This is a genomic window from Metallumcola ferriviriculae, from assembly GCF_035573695.1.
Taxonomy (GTDB): domain Bacteria; phylum Bacillota; class JADQBR01; order JADQBR01; family JADQBR01; genus Metallumcola; species Metallumcola ferriviriculae.
In genome coordinates this window covers 2701893-2723197 of the sequence record NZ_CP121694.1, presented here as the reverse complement: position 1 = coordinate 2723197, position 21305 = coordinate 2701893, and the positions used below count along the sequence as shown (strand labels likewise).

The 21305-nt window shown below is 44.9% G+C and carries 18 protein-coding genes; 17 read left to right on the top strand and 1 reads right to left on the bottom strand.

Going from position 1 to position 21305, the window contains the following annotated elements:
- Positions 1–136: 136 nt before the first annotated feature.
- From MFMK1_RS13510 to MFMK1_RS13490, 5 genes are all read left to right on the top strand, one after another.
- On the top strand, positions 137–214 hold the full coding sequence (locus MFMK1_RS13510; RefSeq protein ID WP_366924946.1) for a hypothetical protein: 78 nt from the start codon (positions 137–139) through the stop codon (positions 212–214).
- Positions 215–334: 120 nt separating this feature from the next.
- A complete protein-coding gene (locus tag MFMK1_RS13505; protein WP_366922218.1) occupies positions 335–1729 on the top strand; it encodes a sigma 54-interacting transcriptional regulator in 1395 nt (464 codons plus the stop codon).
- Between the two features lie 829 nt (positions 1730–2558).
- The gene (locus MFMK1_RS13500) at positions 2559–3746 is read left to right on the top strand and encodes a M24 family metallopeptidase (protein WP_366922217.1); all 1188 of its coding nucleotides are present in this window, start codon (positions 2559–2561) and stop codon (positions 3744–3746) included.
- Between the two features lie 28 nt (positions 3747–3774).
- Positions 3775–5436, top strand: coding sequence for an acyl-CoA mutase large subunit family protein (locus MFMK1_RS13495; protein ID WP_366922216.1), 1662 nt, complete (start codon positions 3775–3777; stop codon positions 5434–5436).
- 13 nt (positions 5437–5449) lie between these two features.
- Positions 5450–5824, top strand: coding sequence for a cobalamin B12-binding domain-containing protein (locus tag MFMK1_RS13490; protein WP_366922215.1), 375 nt, complete (start codon positions 5450–5452; stop codon positions 5822–5824).
- 95 nt (positions 5825–5919) lie between these two features.
- On the opposite strand, the gene MFMK1_RS13485 is transcribed toward MFMK1_RS13490, so the two are convergent.
- Complete coding sequence (locus MFMK1_RS13485; protein WP_366922214.1) at positions 5920–8220, bottom strand: helix-turn-helix domain-containing protein; 2301 nt, start codon at positions 8218–8220, stop codon at positions 5920–5922.
- 177 nt (positions 8221–8397) lie between these two features.
- Here MFMK1_RS13485 and MFMK1_RS13480 point away from each other — a divergent pair, with 177 nt between their 5' ends.
- The 12 genes from MFMK1_RS13480 (at position 8398) to MFMK1_RS13425 (ending at position 21304) form a co-directional block, all read left to right on the top strand.
- Positions 8398–9327, top strand: a complete 930-nt coding sequence (locus tag MFMK1_RS13480) for a beta-keto acid cleavage family enzyme (protein ID WP_366922213.1) — start codon at positions 8398–8400, stop codon at positions 9325–9327.
- Positions 9328–9346: 19 nt separating this feature from the next.
- On the top strand, positions 9347–10675 hold the full coding sequence (locus tag MFMK1_RS13475; protein WP_366922212.1) for a short-chain fatty acid transporter: 1329 nt from the start codon (positions 9347–9349) through the stop codon (positions 10673–10675).
- A gap of 213 nt (positions 10676–10888) precedes the next feature.
- Complete coding sequence (locus MFMK1_RS13470; RefSeq protein ID WP_366922211.1) at positions 10889–11824, top strand: DMT family transporter; 936 nt, start codon at positions 10889–10891, stop codon at positions 11822–11824.
- Between the two features lie 156 nt (positions 11825–11980).
- Entirely contained in the window at positions 11981–13417 is a 1437-nt protein-coding gene (locus MFMK1_RS13465; protein WP_366922210.1) for a sigma-54 interaction domain-containing protein, read from the top strand.
- A gap of 261 nt (positions 13418–13678) precedes the next feature.
- On the top strand, positions 13679–14764 hold the full coding sequence (gene dctP / locus MFMK1_RS13460; protein WP_366922209.1) for a TRAP transporter substrate-binding protein DctP: 1086 nt from the start codon (positions 13679–13681) through the stop codon (positions 14762–14764).
- Between the two features lie 142 nt (positions 14765–14906).
- Entirely contained in the window at positions 14907–15386 is a 480-nt protein-coding gene (locus MFMK1_RS13455; protein WP_366922208.1) for a TRAP transporter small permease subunit, read from the top strand.
- 2 nt (positions 15387–15388) lie between these two features.
- Positions 15389–16711 (top strand): TRAP transporter large permease, encoded by a 1323-nt coding sequence (locus MFMK1_RS13450; RefSeq protein WP_366922207.1) that lies wholly within the window; start codon positions 15389–15391, stop codon positions 16709–16711.
- A 45-nt stretch (positions 16712–16756) separates the two neighbouring features.
- Complete coding sequence (locus MFMK1_RS13445) at positions 16757–17539, top strand: enoyl-CoA hydratase/isomerase family protein (RefSeq protein WP_366922206.1); 783 nt, start codon at positions 16757–16759, stop codon at positions 17537–17539.
- 3 nt (positions 17540–17542) lie between these two features.
- Entirely contained in the window at positions 17543–18427 is an 885-nt protein-coding gene (locus tag MFMK1_RS13440; protein WP_366922205.1) for a CoA transferase subunit A, read from the top strand.
- Positions 18428–18437: 10 nt separating this feature from the next.
- Positions 18438–19220, top strand: coding sequence for a CoA-transferase (locus MFMK1_RS13435; RefSeq protein ID WP_366922204.1), 783 nt, complete (start codon positions 18438–18440; stop codon positions 19218–19220).
- Between the two features lie 16 nt (positions 19221–19236).
- Positions 19237–20871, top strand: coding sequence for an acyl-CoA mutase large subunit family protein (locus tag MFMK1_RS13430; RefSeq protein WP_366922203.1), 1635 nt, complete (start codon positions 19237–19239; stop codon positions 20869–20871).
- A gap of 22 nt (positions 20872–20893) precedes the next feature.
- On the top strand, positions 20894–21304 hold the full coding sequence (locus MFMK1_RS13425) for a cobalamin B12-binding domain-containing protein (protein ID WP_366922202.1): 411 nt from the start codon (positions 20894–20896) through the stop codon (positions 21302–21304).
- The last annotated feature ends 1 nt before the right edge of the window (position 21305 follow it).

Genomic DNA, 21305 nt, shown 5'->3' with positions numbered 1-21305 from the left:
TCAGGGTCTTCACTTTTTGTAATGTATACTAGTCAAGAAGTTAAGAGCCTGACACTTTTTTGAGCGGCTTTTTTCATAAGAATATTATTTCATTACAACCACCCAGAAACTTGAAAGAGAGTTAATCCTAAAAGCATTGAGCAGATTCAAATCTATTAGGAAAGCTGCCAAATCACATGGACGTCAGTCATTCCATAATAATAAAAAAATATAAAAGTATAACCTAAAATAGCAAACGTTCACCCCCAATTTCCATTCATTCACCAATTAGTTGTATGAATATTCATACAACTAATATATAATAAAGTTATCAAACTTTTTAGGTGTGGTAAAGATGTTGGCTCGCGACTTTATGACAAAGGAATTCCGCAGCCTTAGTGAGGAAAATACTATAGCTGAAGCGGTAAAGGTGTTCTTGCACACTCGTTTGGATGCAGCACCGGTAGTTGATAATATGGAAAAACTGGTAGGTGTTTTCACGAAGCACAATCTTTATCGGGCTTTGGGAAATAAGTGTTCACTGCAAACCAAGATTAATTCGCTGATGATTACTAATGTACTCACCGTTAGGGGTGACGAAGAATTTTCTGCCGTTTATCGAATTATGCTGCATCATGGGGTGGGTTCGGCGGTGGTGATTGATGCTGAGCAGAAACCTATTGGCATTGTCACCAAGGTAGATTTAATCAGAACTCTTCAGGAGCAGACCAAGTCGTTGGCCGGTAAACTGAGAAAACAGGTGTCATATTACCGCAGCGAGCTGTCCAAGGTTACCGGCACTGAATTTACCATCAAGGATATTATCAGTGTCAGTCCGGAGATGGAAAAGGTAAAAGTGGAAGCAAAAAGGGCAGCCTTAGGATTTTCCACAATCCTGCTTTTAGGTGAAAGCGGTACCGGCAAGGAACTGTTTGCCAAGGCCATTCACAGTGGTTCCAGGCCGGAAGGACCATTCATTAAGGTTAACTGTGCAGCAGTTCCGGAAAATTTGTTGGAAACTGAATTTTTCGGTTATGAAGAGGGTGCATTTACCGGTGCAAAACGTGGTGGGAAGCCGGGCAAATTCGAGTTGGCGGACGGCGGCAGTCTCTTTTTAGATGAGATCGGGGATATGTCCCCGCACCTGCAGGTTAAACTGCTTCGCGTGCTGCAGGAAAGGGAGTTTGAACGGGTTGGCGGTATCGAAACAATTAGAGTAAATGTAAGGATAATTGCTGCTACCAATAAGGACCTGGAAAAGTTGGTTACAGACGGCAATTTTCGTGAGGACCTCTACTACCGTCTTAATGTGATCACCCTTTCCATTTCACCGCTTCGGAAACGTCTTGAGGATGTCAGACCCCTGTCCAATTACTTCATTAATAGATTCCAGCGGATTATGGGCAGTAAGGTGATGGGTATTACCGACGATGTGCTGGATATATTGGAACAACATCACTGGCCCGGTAATACTAGAGAACTAGAAAACGTCATAGAAAGGGCCATGAATTTGATATTTGAAGGAAAAATTGAAGTAAAACATTTAGCGGAATATTTGACCAACAAATACTTACCGCGTAACCAGGAGAACGACGGCCAGGGCATCCTGCAAAGCAAAATACAGTCGGCGGAAAAGAAAATTATTTTAGACGCCATCAGGCAGGCCAACGGCAACCGCACCCAGGCGGCCAAGCTGCTGGGTATCAGCAGATCCAGCTTTTATGAGAAGATAAATAAATATCAAATATAAAGTGCTTTTTCCGGATAGGGAGAGCGCTTTTTTTATAGCCCTACCCAAATTAACCATCCGGAAACCCGCACAATGCATATCCGCTTTAGCAGGCAAAGTCTCAAGAAGACCTTGATTATCAAAGGTTTTAGCAATCTGGCACGGTACTTGCCCTAGATAGAGGTTAACCAGTGGACAAAAGGAGGTATACATGGAGAGTGGAAAAACAGCAACCTGAGTATCGTACAAGCTAATTTTCTCGTAAGAAGTTTAATAGTAAACAAGAGGGTAAAGATGAAAGTTCCCTAGGAACAGATTCACAGTCATCCATAGTTGTATGACCTATCGGCCTTATTGCATGTGTAAGATACCGGGGGGATGAATCAGTGTGAGAAGAGGGAGAGGAATGCAGCGAAATATTATTGCCGAACAGCAGCTGCATTAATATGTGTCCGGAAAAATGGACGCCAGGAGATTTGATTGTGTGTAATTGAAGACAGAGATTGCTAATCTGAAAAAACTCCCTCGCAATGCCGTAGGCAAGTAGGCAAGTAGGCAAGTAAGGCAAGTAAGGCAAGTAGGCAGGCAGGCGGGTAAAAAGGCAGGCAGGTAGGCAAGTGGGCAGATAGGCAAGCAGGCAACTAGGCAGTTAGGCAAGTAGGCGCAGGCAAGCAAGCAACTAGCCAGTAGGCAAGGTGCTCAAGACAGAACTCAGAGGGGAAGTACGCAGGTAAATGAAGCAACTAAAACATCAGGAGGTGGCCTTAATGGGCGTAACTTTAACTATCGAATCTTCATCGACAGAATGTATCAGCGGTCAGGTCCTTCGGGTGGCAGGGTGGGTATTGATGTGAATATCCCGCACCAGCCCAACGAAAGTGAAATAAGGTTAGAAAGGTTCAGACGATTGATGGAGCGGCAGGGTGTGGAAATAGTGGTGCTGGTTCACCCGGCGGATATATTCTACTTTGCGGGAATCGCATTATTTTCTACTTTGATTGTCCCGCTGGAGAAAGAACCGATACTATTGGTTCAGCTAAACCATGCACGCGGCATGCAGGAGAGCTGGGTAAAGGATGTAAGACCCTCCTTTGGTATCTCTACCGTTGCTCAGACACTAAAAGAGTTATCACCAGCAAATGTAAGAGTGGGTACGGAACTAGACGTGATGCCGGTAAACAACTACCGGCGATTTTCGCAAGCGCTTCCCAACATTGAATTCGTAGACATTTCTCCGGCACTGCTTCAGGTGAGGATGATTAAATCACCGTCCGAAATAAACCTCATGAAAAACATTGCCCGAGTGTCTGCCCTTGGCTTTCAGCAGTGCCAAAAGGTGCTTCGCCCGGGTATCACAGAGTGGGAACTGGCAAAGGTAATCAAGGATGTGGAACATTATTACCATGCAGAGAGACCATTAAATTTGCGGGCCTGGGACCAGGTTTTTGAATTCGGCATGATAGCAGCAGGCGATAACAGCTGCGAGGTTTCGGGATACTGGTTAACCGCTACCGGCAGAGGTGTCAGTAAGGCTCGCCCTTATGGACCTTCTTCCAGACCTATGCAGGAGGGCGAACTGGTTATCATTAATAAGGGCGTGAATATTCAGGGATACCACGTTGATCAGGCGCGTACATTTGCCGTGAGTGAGCCCACCATCGAACAGCAGGATCAATATGAAGCTTTGAAAACCATCATGGAGGCGGCATTTAAGCAGGTGAGGCCGGGCGCTGCTGCGGCAGACATTTACACTGCCGCCAGGGATAAGGCTGCTGATTTGGGTTATGAGGAGTACTTCATGACCAGGGCCTTATATGATTTTGAGTACATTGGCCATGGGGTGGGCATTGAAATGGATGAACCGCCGCTCATCGGACCCCGGTCCAAAGTCATCCTGGAGCCGGGTATGGTGCTGGCCTTGGAACCAAAGCTAATTATTCCGGGGCGGGGAGGCCTTGACCTTGAGGATACCTTGGTAGTCACCGAAAGCGGTGCGGAATGGATTACCTACGGCAGTAAAGAACTTTATTTTAAGTGATTGTAGATATTATGGAGGTGGCTGACTGATGGCAAAAGAAGAAATTCTTCAGCAAAAAGATAGATGGCTTAATGACTACGAAAGCGAATTAGAGCATTCTGCCGAGCGGTGTACCGACTCGGGCATCTCGGTTGACCCTTTATATACACCGGGTATCAATTCTGAAAAGGAATACCTGGAGCGGCTGGGTTTTCCTGGGAAATCGCCTTTCACCAGAGGGGTGTACAGCACCATGTATCGGGGTCGCCCCTGGACCATACGTCAGCTGGCAGGCTACGGGACCGCAGAAGACACTAATGAACGCTACCGTATGCTGCTCAAGCAAGGTTCCGACGCGATCAATGCAGTTTTTGATTATCCCACTTTGCGAGGCTACGATTCAGATAACCCAGCGGTGGAAGGAGATATCGGCCAGGGTGGCGTGGCAGTAGATACTATCGAAGACATGCTGGTATTGTTTGATAATATACCCATAGACCGGGTCAGTGTGTCGCTAGTGGCCTGCAACCCGGTGATGTCGGCCACCATCATGGCCATGTATTTGGCGGTGGCAGAAAGCAGAGGGATTTCCCCGGAAAAACTGGCCGGTACCATCCAAAATGACTTTTTGATGGAGACCATGGCAACCACGGCGCCGGATATTCTAGAGCCCGCTCTTTCGTTTAGGCTTTCCACCGATATTGTTGCCTACTGTGCAGAACATGTACCACGCTGGAATCCCATCAGTTATACCGGCTACAATTATCGCGAGTCCGGTGCCAACGCAGTGCAGGAAGTGGGCCTGGTCATGGCCCATGCATTTGGGACAATCGAGGAAATGCTGAGCAGAGGATATTCAGTAGATCAATTCGTGCCCCGATTATCATTTTTTCTTTCGTCCCATAACGATTTTTTTGAAGAAGTTGCCAAGTTCCGTGCCGCCCGGCGAGTGTGGTTTAAATTGATGCAGGAGCGCTATAGTCCTAAAGACCAGCGCAGCCTGCGCTTCCGTTACCACGTACAGACCGCCGGTGTCAGCCTGACTGCACAACAGCCGCTGAACAACATATCTCGTTCTGCATATCAGGCTCTCGCCGCGGTGATGGGAGGTGCCCAATCAATACATGTAGATGGTTTTGATGAGGCACTTTCCATACCTTCGAATCTTTCGGCACTGACGGCGTTAAGAACCCAGCAAATCCTGCAGAATGAGACCAACGTCACCAGTACCATCGATCCCCTGGGCGGTTCGTATTTCGTAGAGCAGTTGACCGACCAGATGGAGCAGAAGATTACACAATATATTGACACGGTGGCAAATCAGGGGGGAATAGTTAAAGCAGTGGAGACCGGCTGGGTGCACCAGGAAATAAGACGGTCCGCTTATAAAGAACAGCTTGCGATAGAAAACGGTACTAAGAAGGTCGTAGGAGTAAATTGTTTCAACGACTGCGATGAAGAAGAGGAGAGCGTAGAGCTGTTCCGGGTGCCCGAAACACTATCCCGGCAAAAGGCGAGGCTGCTAAAAGTAAAGGAAACACGCAGCCTTGAGGAAGTAAATAAAGCACTTACTGAGGTAGAGATTGTCATCAAATCCGGCGATAATGTACTGCCCGCACTGTTAGCAGCCGTCAAAGCCCGCACCACCGTCGGCGAGATAGCGGACGTTTTTCGCAGCATCAGTGGCAGCTGGAAAATGCCGCTTTACTAAAGGAGGGGAAAATATGAGACCGACAAAAATATTAATTGTTAAGCTGGGCCTTGATTCCCACTGGCGCGGTGCCCAGATGGTGGCCAGTTTTCTAAGAGATAAAGGGATGGAAGTGATTTACGCCGGTAATCTCACTCCCGAAGCAATCGTGGAAAACGCTATGCAGGAGGACGTGGATTATATCGGCGTCAGCACCCTATCCGGAAACCATCTGACCCTGCTGCCAAAGCTGATGAATATTATGAAGGAAAAAGGTATGGAAAAGGTGTCCGTATTACTGGGCGGCACCATTCCCCGTGCTGATATATCAGAAATGAAAAAACTAGGCGTAGCCGAAGTCTTCCCCACCGGCAGCACACTTAAGGCGATCGAAGAATTTATCCGGTAGGTCGCTAGGTGCCTGACACCCAAAGTGTCACTTATTTGTCACTTATTGGTGCCTGACACCAATAAGTGACACTAAATAAGTGACACCCCGTGGCATCAGTCTGTATTATAATCCGAACGAAACTTAAGAATATTTAACGCCAAAGTAAATTTTAGCCGGTCGTCTTTGTACTTAAAGTCAATTCCCAGCAGCTTTTCGATTTTATTCAGTCGGTACCTGACTGTATTTACATGGCTGTATAACAGTTTAGCCGTTTGCTGTAGGTTTAAAGAATTTAGATAAGTTTCTGCAGTGTCAATCAGGGGTGTTTTTTTACTTTTTTCATACTCAAGGACTGGGTCTAAAAATTCTAAGGCAAATTCGCGGAAACTCTGCTGCCGGTAAAGGTCAAAAAACATTCCATCCAGACCCTGCTGCCCCTGGTAGACAATAATGTCTTTTTTCCCTAAGCCTTTATTGATGTCGAGGGCTTTTTTTGTGCTTGAATAGTTACTTTTATAGTCCTCTATAGCAAGACAAAGATTGCTGACGCCAATAGATACTGTTAAAGGCGTCAAACTTGAGTTAATATCATTACTAATTTCCCCAAGCATAGTATCGATAGCCTGCGGTAAATGCTTATTGGGCAGGGATAAAAGTGCCAGCACATTATCGCTTTTGGTGGTCATAAGATAGCTTCTTTCGGGAAAGTGTTTTTTAATATTGTTTTCTGTGATTGCGTACAATCTATTTTTGATTTTGAGGATATCTGCTTCTTTTAATTTCTCTTTTTCAATTCGAGTGACAAAATCATCGATATCTAAAATGATAAATACATTGGGGTCGGTAAAACTATGGTTTAAATACGCAGCCCTGGTATGCAGGTTATTAAGATTTAGGCTTTTGCTAAAGATTAAGTCATCTAGGAAATCAGCCCGTAGCCTGTTTTCCGTTTCGATAATGCCCTTTTGCCGTATTAACTCCAAGGAAAATATTAATAGGGCCTGTCGGACAGCGTTTAGTTCATGAGTTTTCAAATGATTCTTTGTTATCACCAACAGCAGTATCTGATCCATGTTGTAGTGCCTCAAGTCAATAGGAAAGGGTGTCACGAAATATTTTTTGTCTGCCAGAACAAAGGGTAAGGTCTTCCGCTTGAACTGTTTTAAGTTTTGCTTCACAAAGTCTTGAAAGATTGTCTGATGCTCGTCAGAAGTGAGACTCATTGCCGGCACTTGGCCGAAGCTATCCACAATGACGACACTTTTGCCGATTTGACTGGCTAGAATCTCAGTTATTTCCTTAAGCCCACCTTCATTTAGCAGGCTTTTTAGAAGCTGGTTATGGATAGAAAGAGTCCACTCAAGTGTTGAGCGATGTGTATCTATGACTTCCTTTTGATAGCTGAGGGTTTCGGTCATTCTTTCCGCGTTTTGATAGAGTTTCTCTATTTCAAGGTGTTTTTCCTTAAGCTTTTCCACTAAATAAGCACGCTCAATGATGCCTCCCAAATACGAAGCCATCATTTGCAGCAGTTTTAAATCATTTTCATTCCATATGCCGGATCTTTTATTGGCAAGGTGTAACACCCCGATGGTTTTTCCTTGAGATGATAATGGTACAGTCATCAGATTATGCACCTTATATAAATCAACGTACCTTTGTAGAATTCGGCTGTCACCGATACAGTTGTTTGAAACCATTGGTGATCCGGTTCGAAATACCCTGGTAGCGTTGCTTTGTTCTTTGAGCGAAACATTATATTCATTTATTTCCTGATCCGTGGCACCAAAGCCAGGCTTTTGCAGCACCAGAGTATTTTTTTCTTCGTCATACAGCATGACCCCGCCTGTGGAAGCGTCAAAGGCCTTTTTAATTTTTTCCATTATATTTCCCAGCGTAGTTTCAAAGTTTTCTTCTAAAGAAATTTCGTTATCAATTTGCACTATTGTGGAAAGGCTTTTTACCTGATTTCTAAAGTGAGAAGCTTCCCGCAGGTTTTCTAACAGGAGGGCGATATGCTGAGAAATCATTTCCATTAATGAAATGTGATCATTGTCCAAGTCCACGCTATTTTCAACTACAACAAAGCCTGAGTAATGCTCATTATCAGAAGCGTAAGGAGAAGTAAAAGGAAAAATCGTTAGCTGCTTATCCTCAAAAATTAAATTTCTTTGTAGCCTATTAGATAAGAGTTCGGCCAATAAATCAAATCTTTGGGGCCGTTTCGAGTCCTCGTTGAGGCGAGTGTATTTATGGCGATGTTCATCCCTAATGAAGACATAAACATTGTCAAATGGAAGGACCTCCCTTAACTTCTTACCTAAGGTAAAGGGGTCTAAGCGGTTACCTATAGTTAAGCTCCATAATTCCCATAAGATATGCTGGTGTTGAAGTTGATGTTCCGATGATAGCAAGAAGGACACCGCCTTTAGAGTAATAGATTCTAGTAATCAATATTCCATGCTTTTTTCCAAATTCCTGTAGAGAAGCTACAAGAATTTTATGAATATTTTGAAATTATTTGTAGCACTTGACCATAGAATTATTGTATTGTCATTAATATAATAATGGCTGTTAGAATATGTAAAGGAGTGGTTAAGTTGTCCAAAATAATCGTAACAGCTGCAATAACCGGCAGTATTCATGTCCCCAGTATGAGTCCCTATTTACCCATTACACCAGATGAGATAGCGGAAGATGCCATAAAGGCCTACGAGGCTGGTGCATCGGTGGTGCACATCCATGCCAGAGACCCTCACACCGGTCAGCCATCGTCAAACTTAGACTATTTTAGAGAAATCCTACAAAAGATCAAGGAACGATCTGACTTAGTGGTCTGTACTACTACCGGCGGTGGTTTGGGTATGACCAAGGAACAGCGTATCAGCGTAGTTCCTACCTTTAAACCGGAGCTGGCATCGTTTAATATGGGTTCCTTCAACTTTGCACTCTATCCAGTAGCAGATAAAATCGAGAACTATAAACACGACTGGGAAAAGCCGTACTATCAGTTTACAGAAGATTTCGTATTTACCAACACATTTAAAACGATGAAGTTCTTCTTAGAGACAATGAATGAGACCCAGACCAGGCCGGAGTTGGAAATATATGATGTTGCTATGGTAAATAACGCAGCGCAGATGATAAGGGAGGGGTACTTAAAGCGGCCAATTTATCTGCAGTTTGTGCTGGGTATCCTTGGTGGACTTCCTGCTACTGTTGGTAATCTTTTGATGCTATATAATACCGCAAAAGAATTGATAGGGGACTTTAGCTGGTCAGTCTGTGCAGCCGGAAAGGATCAGATGAAGCTATGTGCTGCCGCTTTAGCATTAGGGGGCAATGTAAGGGTGGGTTTGGAAGACAGTCTCTACGCCGAGAAAGGAATCTTGGCCAAAAGTAGTGCAGATCAAGTGGAAAAGGTGGTGAACATCGCCAAAGAGCTCAGTTACGATATTGCAAGTCCGGATGAAGCCAGGAAAATGCTGGGATTGAAAGGATTGGAACACGTAAGTTACTGAAAATTAAGGAGGCGATCACATGTTAAGGAGTATTGCTAAAAAGTTTAAAGTAAGCGCTGAGAAATACATTCCGGATGCATTTATCTTTGCAATTATCCTCACGCTCATCACGTATTTGATGGGCATTATCATTGCTGGAAAAGGACCATTTGAACTGGTTGGGTTTTGGTATAACGGTTTCTGGAATTTCTTAGCATTCTCCATGCAGATGGCGGTTATCCTATTAACGGGTTTTGCTCTGGCCACGTCACCACCGGTTCAGAGGCTGATTAAAAAGGTGGCTTCAATGCCGAAAGGCCCAAACAGTGCTATTGTAATAACTGTGTTATTCAGCGCTGCAGGGGCTTGGGTTAATTGGGGCTTTGGTTTGGTACTTGGTTCAATTTTTGCGAGAGAAATTGCCAAAAGGGTAAAAGGGGTAGATTATCCTATCCTGGTTGCCGCCGCTTATTCAGGCTTTATTGCCGGTTTGCCCGCGTCTCTATCAATTACCGCCCCTCTATTGGTGAATACACCCGGTCACTTTTTAGAAGACGCTGTCGGTCTCATCCCTTTACAAGCGACCATATTTAGCCCGGTTTTACTTGGTACAGCTATAGTTACAACAATATTGGTTGCCTGGGCCTATAGGAACATGATACCTACTAAAAAAGAAGAAATTAGGGTACTTGATGTGTCCACGATTGAGGAAAGCGCACCCGCGCTAGAACCTGCTGTAGGTGAAATAACTATCGCAAACAAGTTAGAGAACAGCGCGATACTTAATTACATCATAGTAGCGGGCGGTTTTTCGTGGATAATATACCACTTCGCTACCAATGGGTTTGACCTGAATCTTAACTTTGTAAATTTCTTCTTTCTCTTCTTAGGGCTGGCACTGCATAAAACTCCTAAAAGTTATATTTCGGCTTTTCAAAAGGGCGCTGGTGCAGCAGGACCTATTATCCTTCAGTTTCCATTTTACGCAGGCATTCAAGGAATCATGGCCAGCTCAGGGTTAATTGTCATAATTTCCGGGTGGTTTGTTTCAATTTCTACAGGCACAACGTTACCATTCTGGTCCTATGTATCAGCATGTATAGTTAACTTTTTTGTCCCATCAGCTGGGGGTCAGTGGATTGTCCAGGGGCCGATTATGGTGGAAGCAGCCAAAACTTTAAGTGTAGCACCTTCAGCAATGGTTAACTCTGTCACGTTGGGAGACGTCACCACTAACCTGATACAGCCGTTCTGGGCATTGCCCGCCCTCGGTATCGCTAAGCTGGGTATCAAAGATATCTGGGGATATTGTCTGGTGGCAATGATCATTATGTTTGTTGTTGGATCAGCCTTTGTCTTGATATTCTAGGTTCTTAATAAGTTACCTCTGCCGGTGCCTGACACCAGCGGAGGTAATTTGTCACTTATTGGTGCCTGACACCAATAAGTGACACCCGTTTGTTTCTTAGAATAAGTGACAGGTGCCTGACACCTGACACCAATAAGTGACACCCGAGGGGGAACGTGATACTATATTAGAAAGATGAGTTGAAACCTCAAGGACCGCTAAAGGAGAGAAGACATGACCAAACAGAAAAGCACATTCACAATAGTCAGCATGTTATTAATCTACGTTATTTGGGGCGCGACATTTTCGGTTATGAAAGTGGGTATCGAATACATTCCGCCCTTAACCTTTTCCAGTTTACGATTTATTATTGGCGGCGCACTGCTGGTTCTGTTTGGTATTGTTGTACGTACCCCCTTTCCCGCCAAAGAGGATTGGGGCGCTTTAGCTATTTTGGGACTTTTTCAAACCACGTTTACCTTTAGCTTAGTTTTTTATGCCATGCAGTTTGTGGAAGCGGGATTGACAGCTATACTAATGTACACATATCCTTTACTGGTAAATTTAATGGCCCATTTTCTCTTACCGGGAGAACGGCTGAACACCCGAAAAGTCATCGGGCTGCTGGTAGGTTTCTCCGGGCTGATCCTCATATTTGCAGCAAACGCAAATACAGCAGGGGGCTGGGGCACAGTAGGCAAGGTGCTGATTTTGTTTGCGGCTCTATCCTGGGCAGGCGCCACTATTTACTTAAGGCGGCGTTTCCAAAACCATAATACACTTCAGGTTACAGCCTGGCAGATGCTGTTGGGCGGCGTGTTTACGATAGTGCCTGCTTTCTTGTTTGAGAGGACGGCTAGCTTTAATTTTAATCTGATCGCTTGGGAAACACTGCTTTTTGCTTCTATATTAGCATCCGCTTTGGCTTTTGCTTTATGGTTTTATGTGCTGGACAGATTGGGCGTGGGCAGGGCCAGTGTCTTTCTATTCCTGGTACCGGTTTGTGGCGTGGTTTTTGCCACTTTCCTGCTCAAAGAGCCATTTACTCTCAGAGTGTTGGGGGGAATGCTGTCAGTGGCAGCGGGGATCTGGCTGGTAAATGCAGGGGGTGGACAGGAGCTGGGACAACCAGTGATGACACCTTATGATTCAGCGAAGAGTTTGGAATAGATAGCGAACGCTTAAGAGGTGTCACTTATTTGGTACCAGGCACCACGGGAATCAAAGGTGTCACTTATTTGGTGTCAGGCACCAAGTGTCACCAAGTGTCACTTATTTTTTTGCTCTCCATGTAGTAAAATGTAATAAGCGGGGAGTGTGGATTTTATGGGATCTTCTCAAAAAGACGAAGCAGAACATTATAAATTGCAGTTAGAGGCTCTCATGGAACATTCATATGATGGTATCTATATCTCCGATGGAGAGGGAAACCCGGTAAATATGAATGAAGCTTTTGCAGAGTTTATTGGTGTTTCTCGGGATGAGTTGTTTCACTTACATGTATCTGAGTTAATCAGCAAAGGCTATATACCTGAATCAGTTGTTATGGAGGTTTTGGAACAAAAGAAAGAAGTTACCCGAATGATCAACTACAGGACAGGCAAAGAGACAATTGTTACCGGTGTTCCAGTTTTAAATGAAGCTGGAGAAATCTTTTTGGTAATTTGCAATTTAAGAGATTTGACGGAGCTAAAAACATCGGAACGTGAACTCAAGGAAACAAAAAAGATTACGGAAGAATACCGACAGCACATAGCGAGTTTCTTTGAAGATATTAAGCAGCAGCCTTTCGGTCAGTTAATTTACCGCAGCCGCAAAATGAACAACATCAAACAAAAAGCAGATAAAGTGGCACAGGTTGATACCAATGTTCTTATAACCGGAGAAACCGGGGTAGGAAAAGATATTATCGCCAGAGTAATACACCAACTTAGTAAACGGGTGCATCAGGGAAGTTTTATCAAAGTTGATTGTGCCTCAATTCCAGAACAGCTGCTGGAGGCCGAGCTTTTTGGCTATGAAAAAGGATCTTTTACCGATGCTCGGAAGGACGGCAAGATTGGAAGGCTGGAATTAGCCAGTAACGGTACATTGTTTCTAGATGAAATTGGTGAACTTCCCGTACGACTGCAGGTAAAACTTTTAAACGTCATCCAGGACCGTAAGGTAACCCGTATTGGCGGACTGCATGCCCAGGATATTAATTTTCGTGTCATTTGTGCCACCAATCGTAATTTAGAGCAGATGATTAAAGAGGGTAGTTTCCGAGAAGACTTATATTTTCGCCTGAAAGTGGTGACTATTCAGATACCGCCTCTAAGGGAAAGGAAAGAAGATATACGACCTCTGGCTGAATATTATATGGGTGTGTTTAATAAAAGGTATGATTTACAAAAAATAATCACAGAAGATGTAATGAAAGCTCTAATGAACTATGATTGGCCGGGAAATGTCCGGGAGTTGGCAAATGTGGTTGAGCAAATGCTGGTTCTAAGTTCATCCCAAAACATTACGCTTGTAGATTTACCGGATAAAATACTAGAATATCAAAAATTAGAGTGTGCTAAGGTTGTACCTGAACAAACTCACGAAACAAATTACGGCAGTAATCTTAAAGAGTCGGTTGATAAATTTGAAAAGATGTTTATTGAAAAAATAATTAAGGAAAGCGAAACAATAAAACAAGCAGCAGACAGGATGGGAATTGATGTCTCTACCCTGACTAGAAAGAGGCAAAAATACGGCATTGAAATTACTAAGTAACAGTGCAAAACTGCATACATGTGCATAATGGAACAGTGCAATTTCGCACTGTTTTCTTTTTTCTAATTAGTACAGGCTTGAAAATAAAGCAGTATCAACAGCTAAATGTCTGGCACGGTAATTGCTTTAATATTAGCAATATACAGACAATTCAATCAATGTGCTGTAAAATGTGCCCTATTACGAAAGGAGGTGCCGACTGGCTGTAGACGACAAAGAGTTAGTTCCACCGTGATATCAAAAAAATTCGGAGGTGTGTCAATGCGTAAGTCTGTTTTGTTATTAACAATAGCTTTAATTGTGGGCACGGTTTTTCTTTTAACCGGGTGCGGCTCTCAAAATACTGCTGATGAAACTGCTAAAAAAGAGCCAAAGGCTGAACAAAAGGTGGAGCCTAAAGCACAAAAGGCCGTAACTCTCAAGTTAGCCCATCAATGGCCCCAGGATGGTGAAGATTATGTGGTTGCTGCCGGGATGAAATTTGCTGAAGAGGTAGAAAAGCGTACCAACGGTCAAGTAAAAATCGAAATGTATCCGGCCCAGTCCCTGGTTAAAGCCAAGGACACCCATACTGCTTTGAAAAACGGGGCGATTGACATGGCCATCTATCCCTACATCTATGCAGCCGGTGCAGTTCCTGAACTAAACATCGTATTGATGCCTGCATTATGGAGAAACCATGACGAAGTGTTCGCTTTTAAAGACTCTGAGGTAATGAAGAATATTGAGGAAAAACTCAATAAACAGTTAAACTTTAAAACTTTAAGCTGGATTCAAATTAGCGGCGGTATTGCTTCCACAGATAAAGCAGTCCAGGACATCGGTGATGTTGAAGGTCTAAAATGGCGATCTGCCGGGAAATATACCGAAGTTATGTTGAAGTCGCTGGGAGGCGGGACTGTATCGATGGCATCTTCGGAAATTTATACCGCTTTACAGCGCGGCCTTTTGAATGCGGTATTGACTTCCTCCTCTTCCTTTGGGTCGTACAAACTATATGAGGTGGCGGATTATTATACTTCACCGGAAGATTATAGCTTCTATTTTACAATTGAACCCTTGGCAATCAGTATGAAGGCTTGGGATAGTTTAACTGAGGACCAGCAGCAAATTATGTTAGAGGTGGCAAAAGAAGTTGAACAGGAAGCTTTAGAAGGTGCTAAGAAAGAAGACGCTAGGGTCGCCAAAATGTTTGCCGACGCCGGGGTAACGGTAGAGAAAATGACTAAGGAACAGTGGGACGGATTTGCAAAAGCAGCTGAAGAAAATGCTTACCCTGCCTTCAGGGAGGAAGTACCTAACGGCGAATGGCTGCTTGATACCACACTTAAAAGTTATGGGCGGTAAAAGCAGCTAAGGTTTTACCAACTGTCTGCTCAGCACCGGGTTGCCTTCTTCCCAGCCACATCCAGGCTGGGAAAGGTAATTCCCAATATGACGACATTAAAGCGTTAAAAAAACCCATTCTTAAAAAGGGGTGTTATGTTGTGTGACAAAGACATTAAAGTCATTGGTGGGTTTGATTACGGCAAGCGCCGGTATATTTGCCGGTACACTGCCTATCTTGATGGCCATTATCATCTCTTATGATGTCTTGCTCAGGTACTTATTTAATGCACAGACAACTTGGGTAGTGGAAACCACGGAGTACATGGTGGCATTTGTAATTCTTATCGGTGCCAGCTATACATCCTCCCAAGGGGGACACGTAAGTGTGGATTTCCTGGTGACAAGGGTTAGTGACAAATGGAAAAGAGTTTTTGCTGCTGTCACATCTATAATTAACCTGGTTTTTATAACCGTTTTCCTGTGGCAAAGTGTTTTATTCTGGTGGGAAGCTTACAGCTTGGGTTGGAAATCCTGGGGCATCCTATCGGTGCCGCTCGCAATCCCCTATGCTTTTTTCGTACTGGGAATGATGTTTTTGCTGCTAGATGAAACGCTAAATTTGGTTTCAAAGGGAGCTTAGTTATGGAACTATTGACTGGAACGATAATTTTCTTGGCCTTACTGGTGTTACTTTTAATAGGAGTACCTGTAGCCTATGCATTGGGTTTTCTATCCATTGCCGTATTGGTGATTTTACAGGGTGCAGGCGGGCTTTCGCTGGTAGCTTCAACTGCATGGAGTGCCGTTGCTTCTTTTGTGCTAAGCTCAGTTCCTCTTTTTATATTTATGGGAGCCGTGATTTCTGTTAGCGGGATGGGCTCACGATTATATAATGCAATTTCTAAATGGCTTTCGTGGCTGCCGGGTGGTCTGGCGGTCGCTACTACGGTGGCCTGTGGGATTATGGCTGCTGTATCCGGTTCTAGTGTTGCCACTGCCGCAGCCATTGGCAACATGTCAATCAAAGAAATGAGAAGTAGAGGGTATACCGCGAAATTTGCCACAGGCTCAGTGAGTGCAGGGGGAACACTGGGTATCATTATTCCTCCTAGTATCCCTTTAATCATCTATGGCGTAACTGCCGGGCAGTCCATAGGAAAGCTATTTATGGCTGGGGTAATACCGGGAATACTCCTGATGCTGATGTTTGCCGGTTACCAAATTATCACCGCACATGTCAGAAAAGGATATTCTATTAACACATCTGACATAATGGAAATTGACCAAGAAGTAACCTGGCATGATAGGTTTGTGGCATTAAAGGACATTTTGCCATTGGCCGTATTAATCGTCATCATCTTAGGTTCCATTTACGGCGGAGTGGCAACGGCCAGCGAGGCTGCGGCCTTGGGCTGTATCGGCAGTCTTGTCTTGGCGGCTGGCTATAGGACTTTAAATAGGAATGCCCTTTTACAGATAATCCAAGAGACAGCAAAGAATACCGCCATGATTGGGATGATAATAATCGGGGCCATGCTTTTTGGTTACGTACTGACCACAACCAATGTGGCTTCGTCCATTTCCGAAATGGTTGTTAACTTAGCAATATCCAAATGGCTTATCCTGATAGTCATAAATCTGCTGCTGATATTCCTGGGTTTCTTTATGGAGACCATTTCCATAATCGTCATAACAGTACCAATTTTAGCTCCGGTCATAGTGGCCTTGGATTGGGACTTACTGTGGTTTGGGGTAATGATGGCCATAAACATGGAAATGGCGCTGATTACACCTCCTGTAGGGTTAAACCTTTACGTTGTTAAGGGTGTGGCACCGGACATTTCCTTAGAGACCATTATCAGGGGGGTACTCCCATATGTCTTGATAATGGCAGTTACCATAGCGCTGCTGGCGTTAGTTCCGGATCTTGCCTTGTGGCTGCCGAGATTGGGTGCAGTCCAATGATCTAGCTGAACTTATTGTCTAATAAACCAGATTGGAGGGGTTAGCTTGTACAAAAACTTAATTTTTTCAGTTGAAAATAACATTGCGATATTGACAATTAACCGGCCCGAAGTGCGCAATGCCATCAGCTTGGGCACTGTGGAGGAAATAAATGCTGTATTGGACAGCATTGAAAAAGACCAATCCATCAGGGTGCTGATTGTTACTGGGTCAGGTGACAGAGCATTTGTCTCAGGCGGGGACCTGAAAGAATTTGAACAGCTAGTTACCATAGAGGATGGCAGGCGGATGTCCTTTCTTATAAAAAATACCCTAAACCGTTTGGAGAATCTAGAAATCCCCGTTATTGCCGCAATCAACGGCGTTGCCTACGGCGGCGGCTCCGAGGTTGCGTTGGCCTGTGATTACAGAATTGCGGCCGACAGTGCCAAGCTGGGTCTGCTGCAGGTGAAGCTGGCGATTATGACTTCCTGGGGCGGAGGACCACGGCTGGCGCGGCTGATAGGTCGGTCAAAAGCACTGGCACTGCTGACCACCGGTGATATTTTAAAAGCTGAGCAAGCGTTGGAAATGGGAATAGTAGACCAGGTTGTGGAGCCGGCGGAACTGCTGGATGCGGCTAAAGATTTGGCCGGTCGTATGGCTGCCAATTCGCCCTTGGCAGTGAGGTACGCAAAACTCCTGCTGAACGACCAGCGGGAAATGTCTTTTCAAGGGGCGCTAAACTATGAGTCAGAGTTATTCTCCGTGGTCTGGGCCTCTGAGGATCATACCGAAGCAGTAAATGCTTTAAAAGAAAAACGAAAACCCAATTTCAAAGGGAGATAAAATATGGAACGCAAATCAGTAGTCACCACTGTCCAAGAAGCGGCAGCCAAAATTGAAAATGGGATGACAGTAGCCATTGGTGGGTTCATCTCCTCGAATATCCCAATGGTATTAATCCGGGAAATGATTCGTAACAAAACCAAAAACTTAACCATTGTAGCCATCCCCGCCGGTTTGGAAATTGACCTTTTGCTTGCAGCGGGGTGCGTTGGCAAATTAATAGTGCCGTATGTTGGGGCCGAAGCTATCGCACCTATATCACCTATTTTTCGTCAGACCGTTGAAAAGGGTCAGGTAGAGGTGATGGAGGTAGACAGCGGCATTGTTTTGGCCGGGTTAAAAGCCGGAGTTGCAGGCCTTCCTTTTATGCCATGGCGCGGGGGAGTGGGTACATCACTGCCTGAATTAAACCCCACTCTCAAGGTTTTCAACGACCCCATTAATGGCGAACCCTTATTAGCAGTTCCGGCAATCGTACCTGATGTGGCGTTTCTCCATGCCGCTTATGCAGATAAATACGGCAATGTCGCTCACTACGGCACCACCTTTATGGATAAGACCATGGCCGGGGCGGCTGAAACTACCGTGGTTCAAGTTGAGCAGATTATTCCTCATGAGTTTGTCATGGGGAAACCAAACAGCGTCACGATACCTAATTTCTACGTAGACCGAATTGTAAAAGCTCCTTATGGGTCTCACCCCTATGCCAGTGAAGGCTTCTACAGTGCTGACATTGAGCATTTGCAAGAATACTTACATGCTGTCAAGTCAGATGATCCAGACGGAGTAGAGAATTACCTTAATAAGTATGTGACAAACCTTTCGGACCATGAGGATTACTTGGAGACTATCGGTATTAGAAAGCTCCTTTCACTGGCCGAATTTTAGGGGGCATGGCATGAGCAGTGATTATACAATTGATGAATTAATGGCTACTTTTATTTCCCGGCAGATGCACGATGATGAACTGGTAATAGTAGGGGCGAACCAGCCAATTCCTCGGGCAGGTGTGATGCAGGCTTACCTGCTGCGGTGCCCTAATCTGAAAGTGCCCATGTATTTTTACATGACTGATATGGCCCGGGAAAAGCAGCTTCAGCTTTATCCTTTATTCGCCGACGGTCGGTATCGGCGGTGGGCGGAAGGGTACTTTACTTTTGAGATGCAGCTGGAAAGTGCGCGAAAAGCAGATGTTTGCTTTATTGGCGGTATACAAGTGGACCAGTACGGCAACACCAATTTGATTGGTATCAAGGGAAAAGAGGGGAATTTTAAACTGCGGGGCCCCGGCAGCGCCGGCACCCCAACCACATCTTCTTATATTAAACGCTATTATATTTTAATGGGCAGTCATAATCCCCGGGTATTTGTGAAAAGATGCGATTATGTATCCGCAGTGGGCTGGCATAATGGGGGCGCAGATGCCCGGCGCGCACTGGGTTTACCGGGTGGGGGACCTAAGTATGTGATATCTCCCTTCGGTATTATGGATTTTGAGGAAGAGACCAAGAAAATGCGCCTCAAGGCAGTTTATCCTGGTGTCGACCCTGATCAGGTGGTGCGGAATACAGGATTTGAATTGATAATGCATGAGCAGGTGGAAGTAGTTTCACCGCCCAATGAGGACGAACTGCGGGTCCTAAGAGGGCGGGTAGATCCACAAGGGATTTTACGTAAATAGTTAGGGAGGGGTAACGATGGATAAATTAGGAGAAAAATTAAAGGATTGGGCTAGTACAGTAGAAACAGACCAGGCTGCAACGTCTTCGGGAATTCCGGTCAAGGTTCTGTACACACCCAAAGATATGGCCAATATGGACTACTTGAATGACCTAGGAGTTCCCGGTGAATATCCCTTTACCAGGGGAATTTACCCTACCATGCATCGGGGCCGGTTATGGACCATGCGCCAATATTCAGGGTTTGGTACAGCAGAAGAATCGAACCAGCGCTATAAGTTTCTGTTAGGTCAGGGCCAAACCGGTTTAAGTGTAGCCCTGGATCTGCCCACACAAATTGGTTATGATTCCGATGACCCAATGGTGGAAGAGGAAGTAGGAAGAGTAGGCGTCTCGATAGATACTTTATTGGATATGGAAATTCTTTTTGACGGCATTCCGCTGGATAAGATTAGCACTTCGTTTACCATCAATTCCACTGCCTCAGTTCTGCTGGCAATGTACATTGCCGTGGCGGAAAAACAAGGCATTGACAGTGCGCAGGTCCGTGGGACGATCCAAAACGATATTTTAAAAGAATACGTGGCCAGGGGGACATGGATATTTCCTCCCGAGCCATCCATCAGGTTAATTGTGGATACTATTGAGTGGTGCATGAACAATGCCCCTAAGTTTAATCCAATTAGTATAGCGGGGGCACATTTCCGGGATGCCGGAGCAACCGCCGTTCAGGAGTTGGCGTTTACTTTGGCCGATGCCATTTCGTATGTTGAGGCGGCACTGGCACGGGGGATTGATATTGACGAATTTGCCCCGCTCTTAAGTTTCTTCTTTTACACACACAATGACTTTTTTGAGGAAGTGGCCAAATACCGGGCCGGCAGGAGAATTTGGGCAAAGCTTATGAAAGAAAGGTTTGGCGCAGTGAAACCCAAATCGCAGATGTTCAGGTTTGGGGTAGTCGGCGGCGGCAGCACCCTCACCGCGCAACAGCCGCTAAATAATGTGGTTCGGGTCGCGTATCAAGCACTCTCGTCGGTTTTGGGCGGGGTCCAGTCCATGTTTACCTGCGCCTGGGATGAAGCCTACGATATACCCACTGTGGAAAGTGCGGAGCTGGCGCTGCGTACCCAGCAGGTTTTGGGTTATGAGACCAGGGTTATGAATACGGTTGATCCCTTAGCCGGTTCTTATTTTGTCGAAAGTTTGACCGATGAAATGGAAAGTGCGGTCATGAAAATTATCACAGAGATTGAGGATAAGGGCGGCATGGTCAAAGCTGTGCAAAGCGGTCATATTCAATCAGAAATTTTAAAGAACAGTTATCAGCATCAGAAACAGGTCGAGTCCGGTGAACTAGTTATTGTGGGGGTAAACAAATTTGTTAAGGATGAATCGGACCCTACTTTCCAGTTGTACGAAGCAAACCGCGAAAATTTTTCCAAACAAGTTGACAGGCTGAAACAAGTCAAAATGGAACGTAACGCTGGACAGGTAGCTAAAACACTGGCCAATCTGCAGCAGGCTGCAAAGGGCCAAGAAAACTTGATGCCTTATCTGGTTGAAGCTGTAAAAGCTTATGCTACCATAGGCGAAATCATCGGCATATTGAAAGAAGAATTTGGTGAATTCCAGGAACCGGCTGTTATATAAGGTGTAAGAGGGGGATTGAGTAATGGAAAATCGTAAAGTAATCAGAGTTTTAATAGCTAAGCCTGGATTGGACGGTCATGACCGGGGAGCAAAGGTTGTAGCCAAGGCTTTACGGGACGCAGGTATGGAAGTAATTTATACCGGCTTACGCCAATCAGTTGATCAAATTGTGGGCGCGGCCATCCAGGAAGATGTGCAGGTCATTGGGTTGAGCATCCTTTCAGGGACACACGTATCCTTAGTCAGGAAATTAATGCAGCGGCTGGAAACAGAAGGAATGAAAGATGAGGTACAAGTGTTAGTCGGGGGAAATATCCCTCGCAGGGATTTTGAGGAATTGGAAAAACTCGGTGTTGATCAGGTGTTCACAACCGGTACCAAATTAAAAGTAATTAGCGAATACTTACAAAATACCTTGGTAAAGGTGGGGTAAG

Excerpts from the sequence above, each read along its gene's own strand:
- MFMK1_RS13505 (WP_366922218.1), top strand. The coding sequence starts at position 335 with ATGTTGGCTCGCGACTTTATGACAAAGGAATTCCGCAGCCTTAGTGAG.
- MFMK1_RS13430 (WP_366922203.1), top strand. The coding sequence starts at position 19,237 with ATGGATAAATTAGGAGAAAAATTAAAGGATTGGGCTAGTACAGTAGAA.
- MFMK1_RS13495 (WP_366922216.1), top strand. The coding sequence starts at position 3,775 with ATGGCAAAAGAAGAAATTCTTCAGCAAAAAGATAGATGGCTTAATGAC.
- MFMK1_RS13465 (WP_366922210.1), top strand. The coding sequence starts at position 11,981 with ATGGGATCTTCTCAAAAAGACGAAGCAGAACATTATAAATTGCAGTTA.
- MFMK1_RS13450 (WP_366922207.1), top strand. The coding sequence starts at position 15,389 with ATGGAACTATTGACTGGAACGATAATTTTCTTGGCCTTACTGGTGTTA.
- MFMK1_RS13470 (WP_366922211.1), top strand. The coding sequence starts at position 10,889 with ATGACCAAACAGAAAAGCACATTCACAATAGTCAGCATGTTATTAATC.
- MFMK1_RS13425 (WP_366922202.1), top strand. The coding sequence starts at position 20,894 with ATGGAAAATCGTAAAGTAATCAGAGTTTTAATAGCTAAGCCTGGATTG.
- dctP (WP_366922209.1), top strand. The coding sequence starts at position 13,679 with ATGCGTAAGTCTGTTTTGTTATTAACAATAGCTTTAATTGTGGGCACG.
- MFMK1_RS13475 (WP_366922212.1), top strand. The coding sequence starts at position 9,347 with ATGTTAAGGAGTATTGCTAAAAAGTTTAAAGTAAGCGCTGAGAAATAC.
- MFMK1_RS13490 (WP_366922215.1), top strand. The coding sequence starts at position 5,450 with ATGAGACCGACAAAAATATTAATTGTTAAGCTGGGCCTTGATTCCCAC.
- MFMK1_RS13440 (WP_366922205.1), top strand. The coding sequence starts at position 17,543 with ATGGAACGCAAATCAGTAGTCACCACTGTCCAAGAAGCGGCAGCCAAA.
- MFMK1_RS13435 (WP_366922204.1), top strand. The coding sequence starts at position 18,438 with ATGAGCAGTGATTATACAATTGATGAATTAATGGCTACTTTTATTTCC.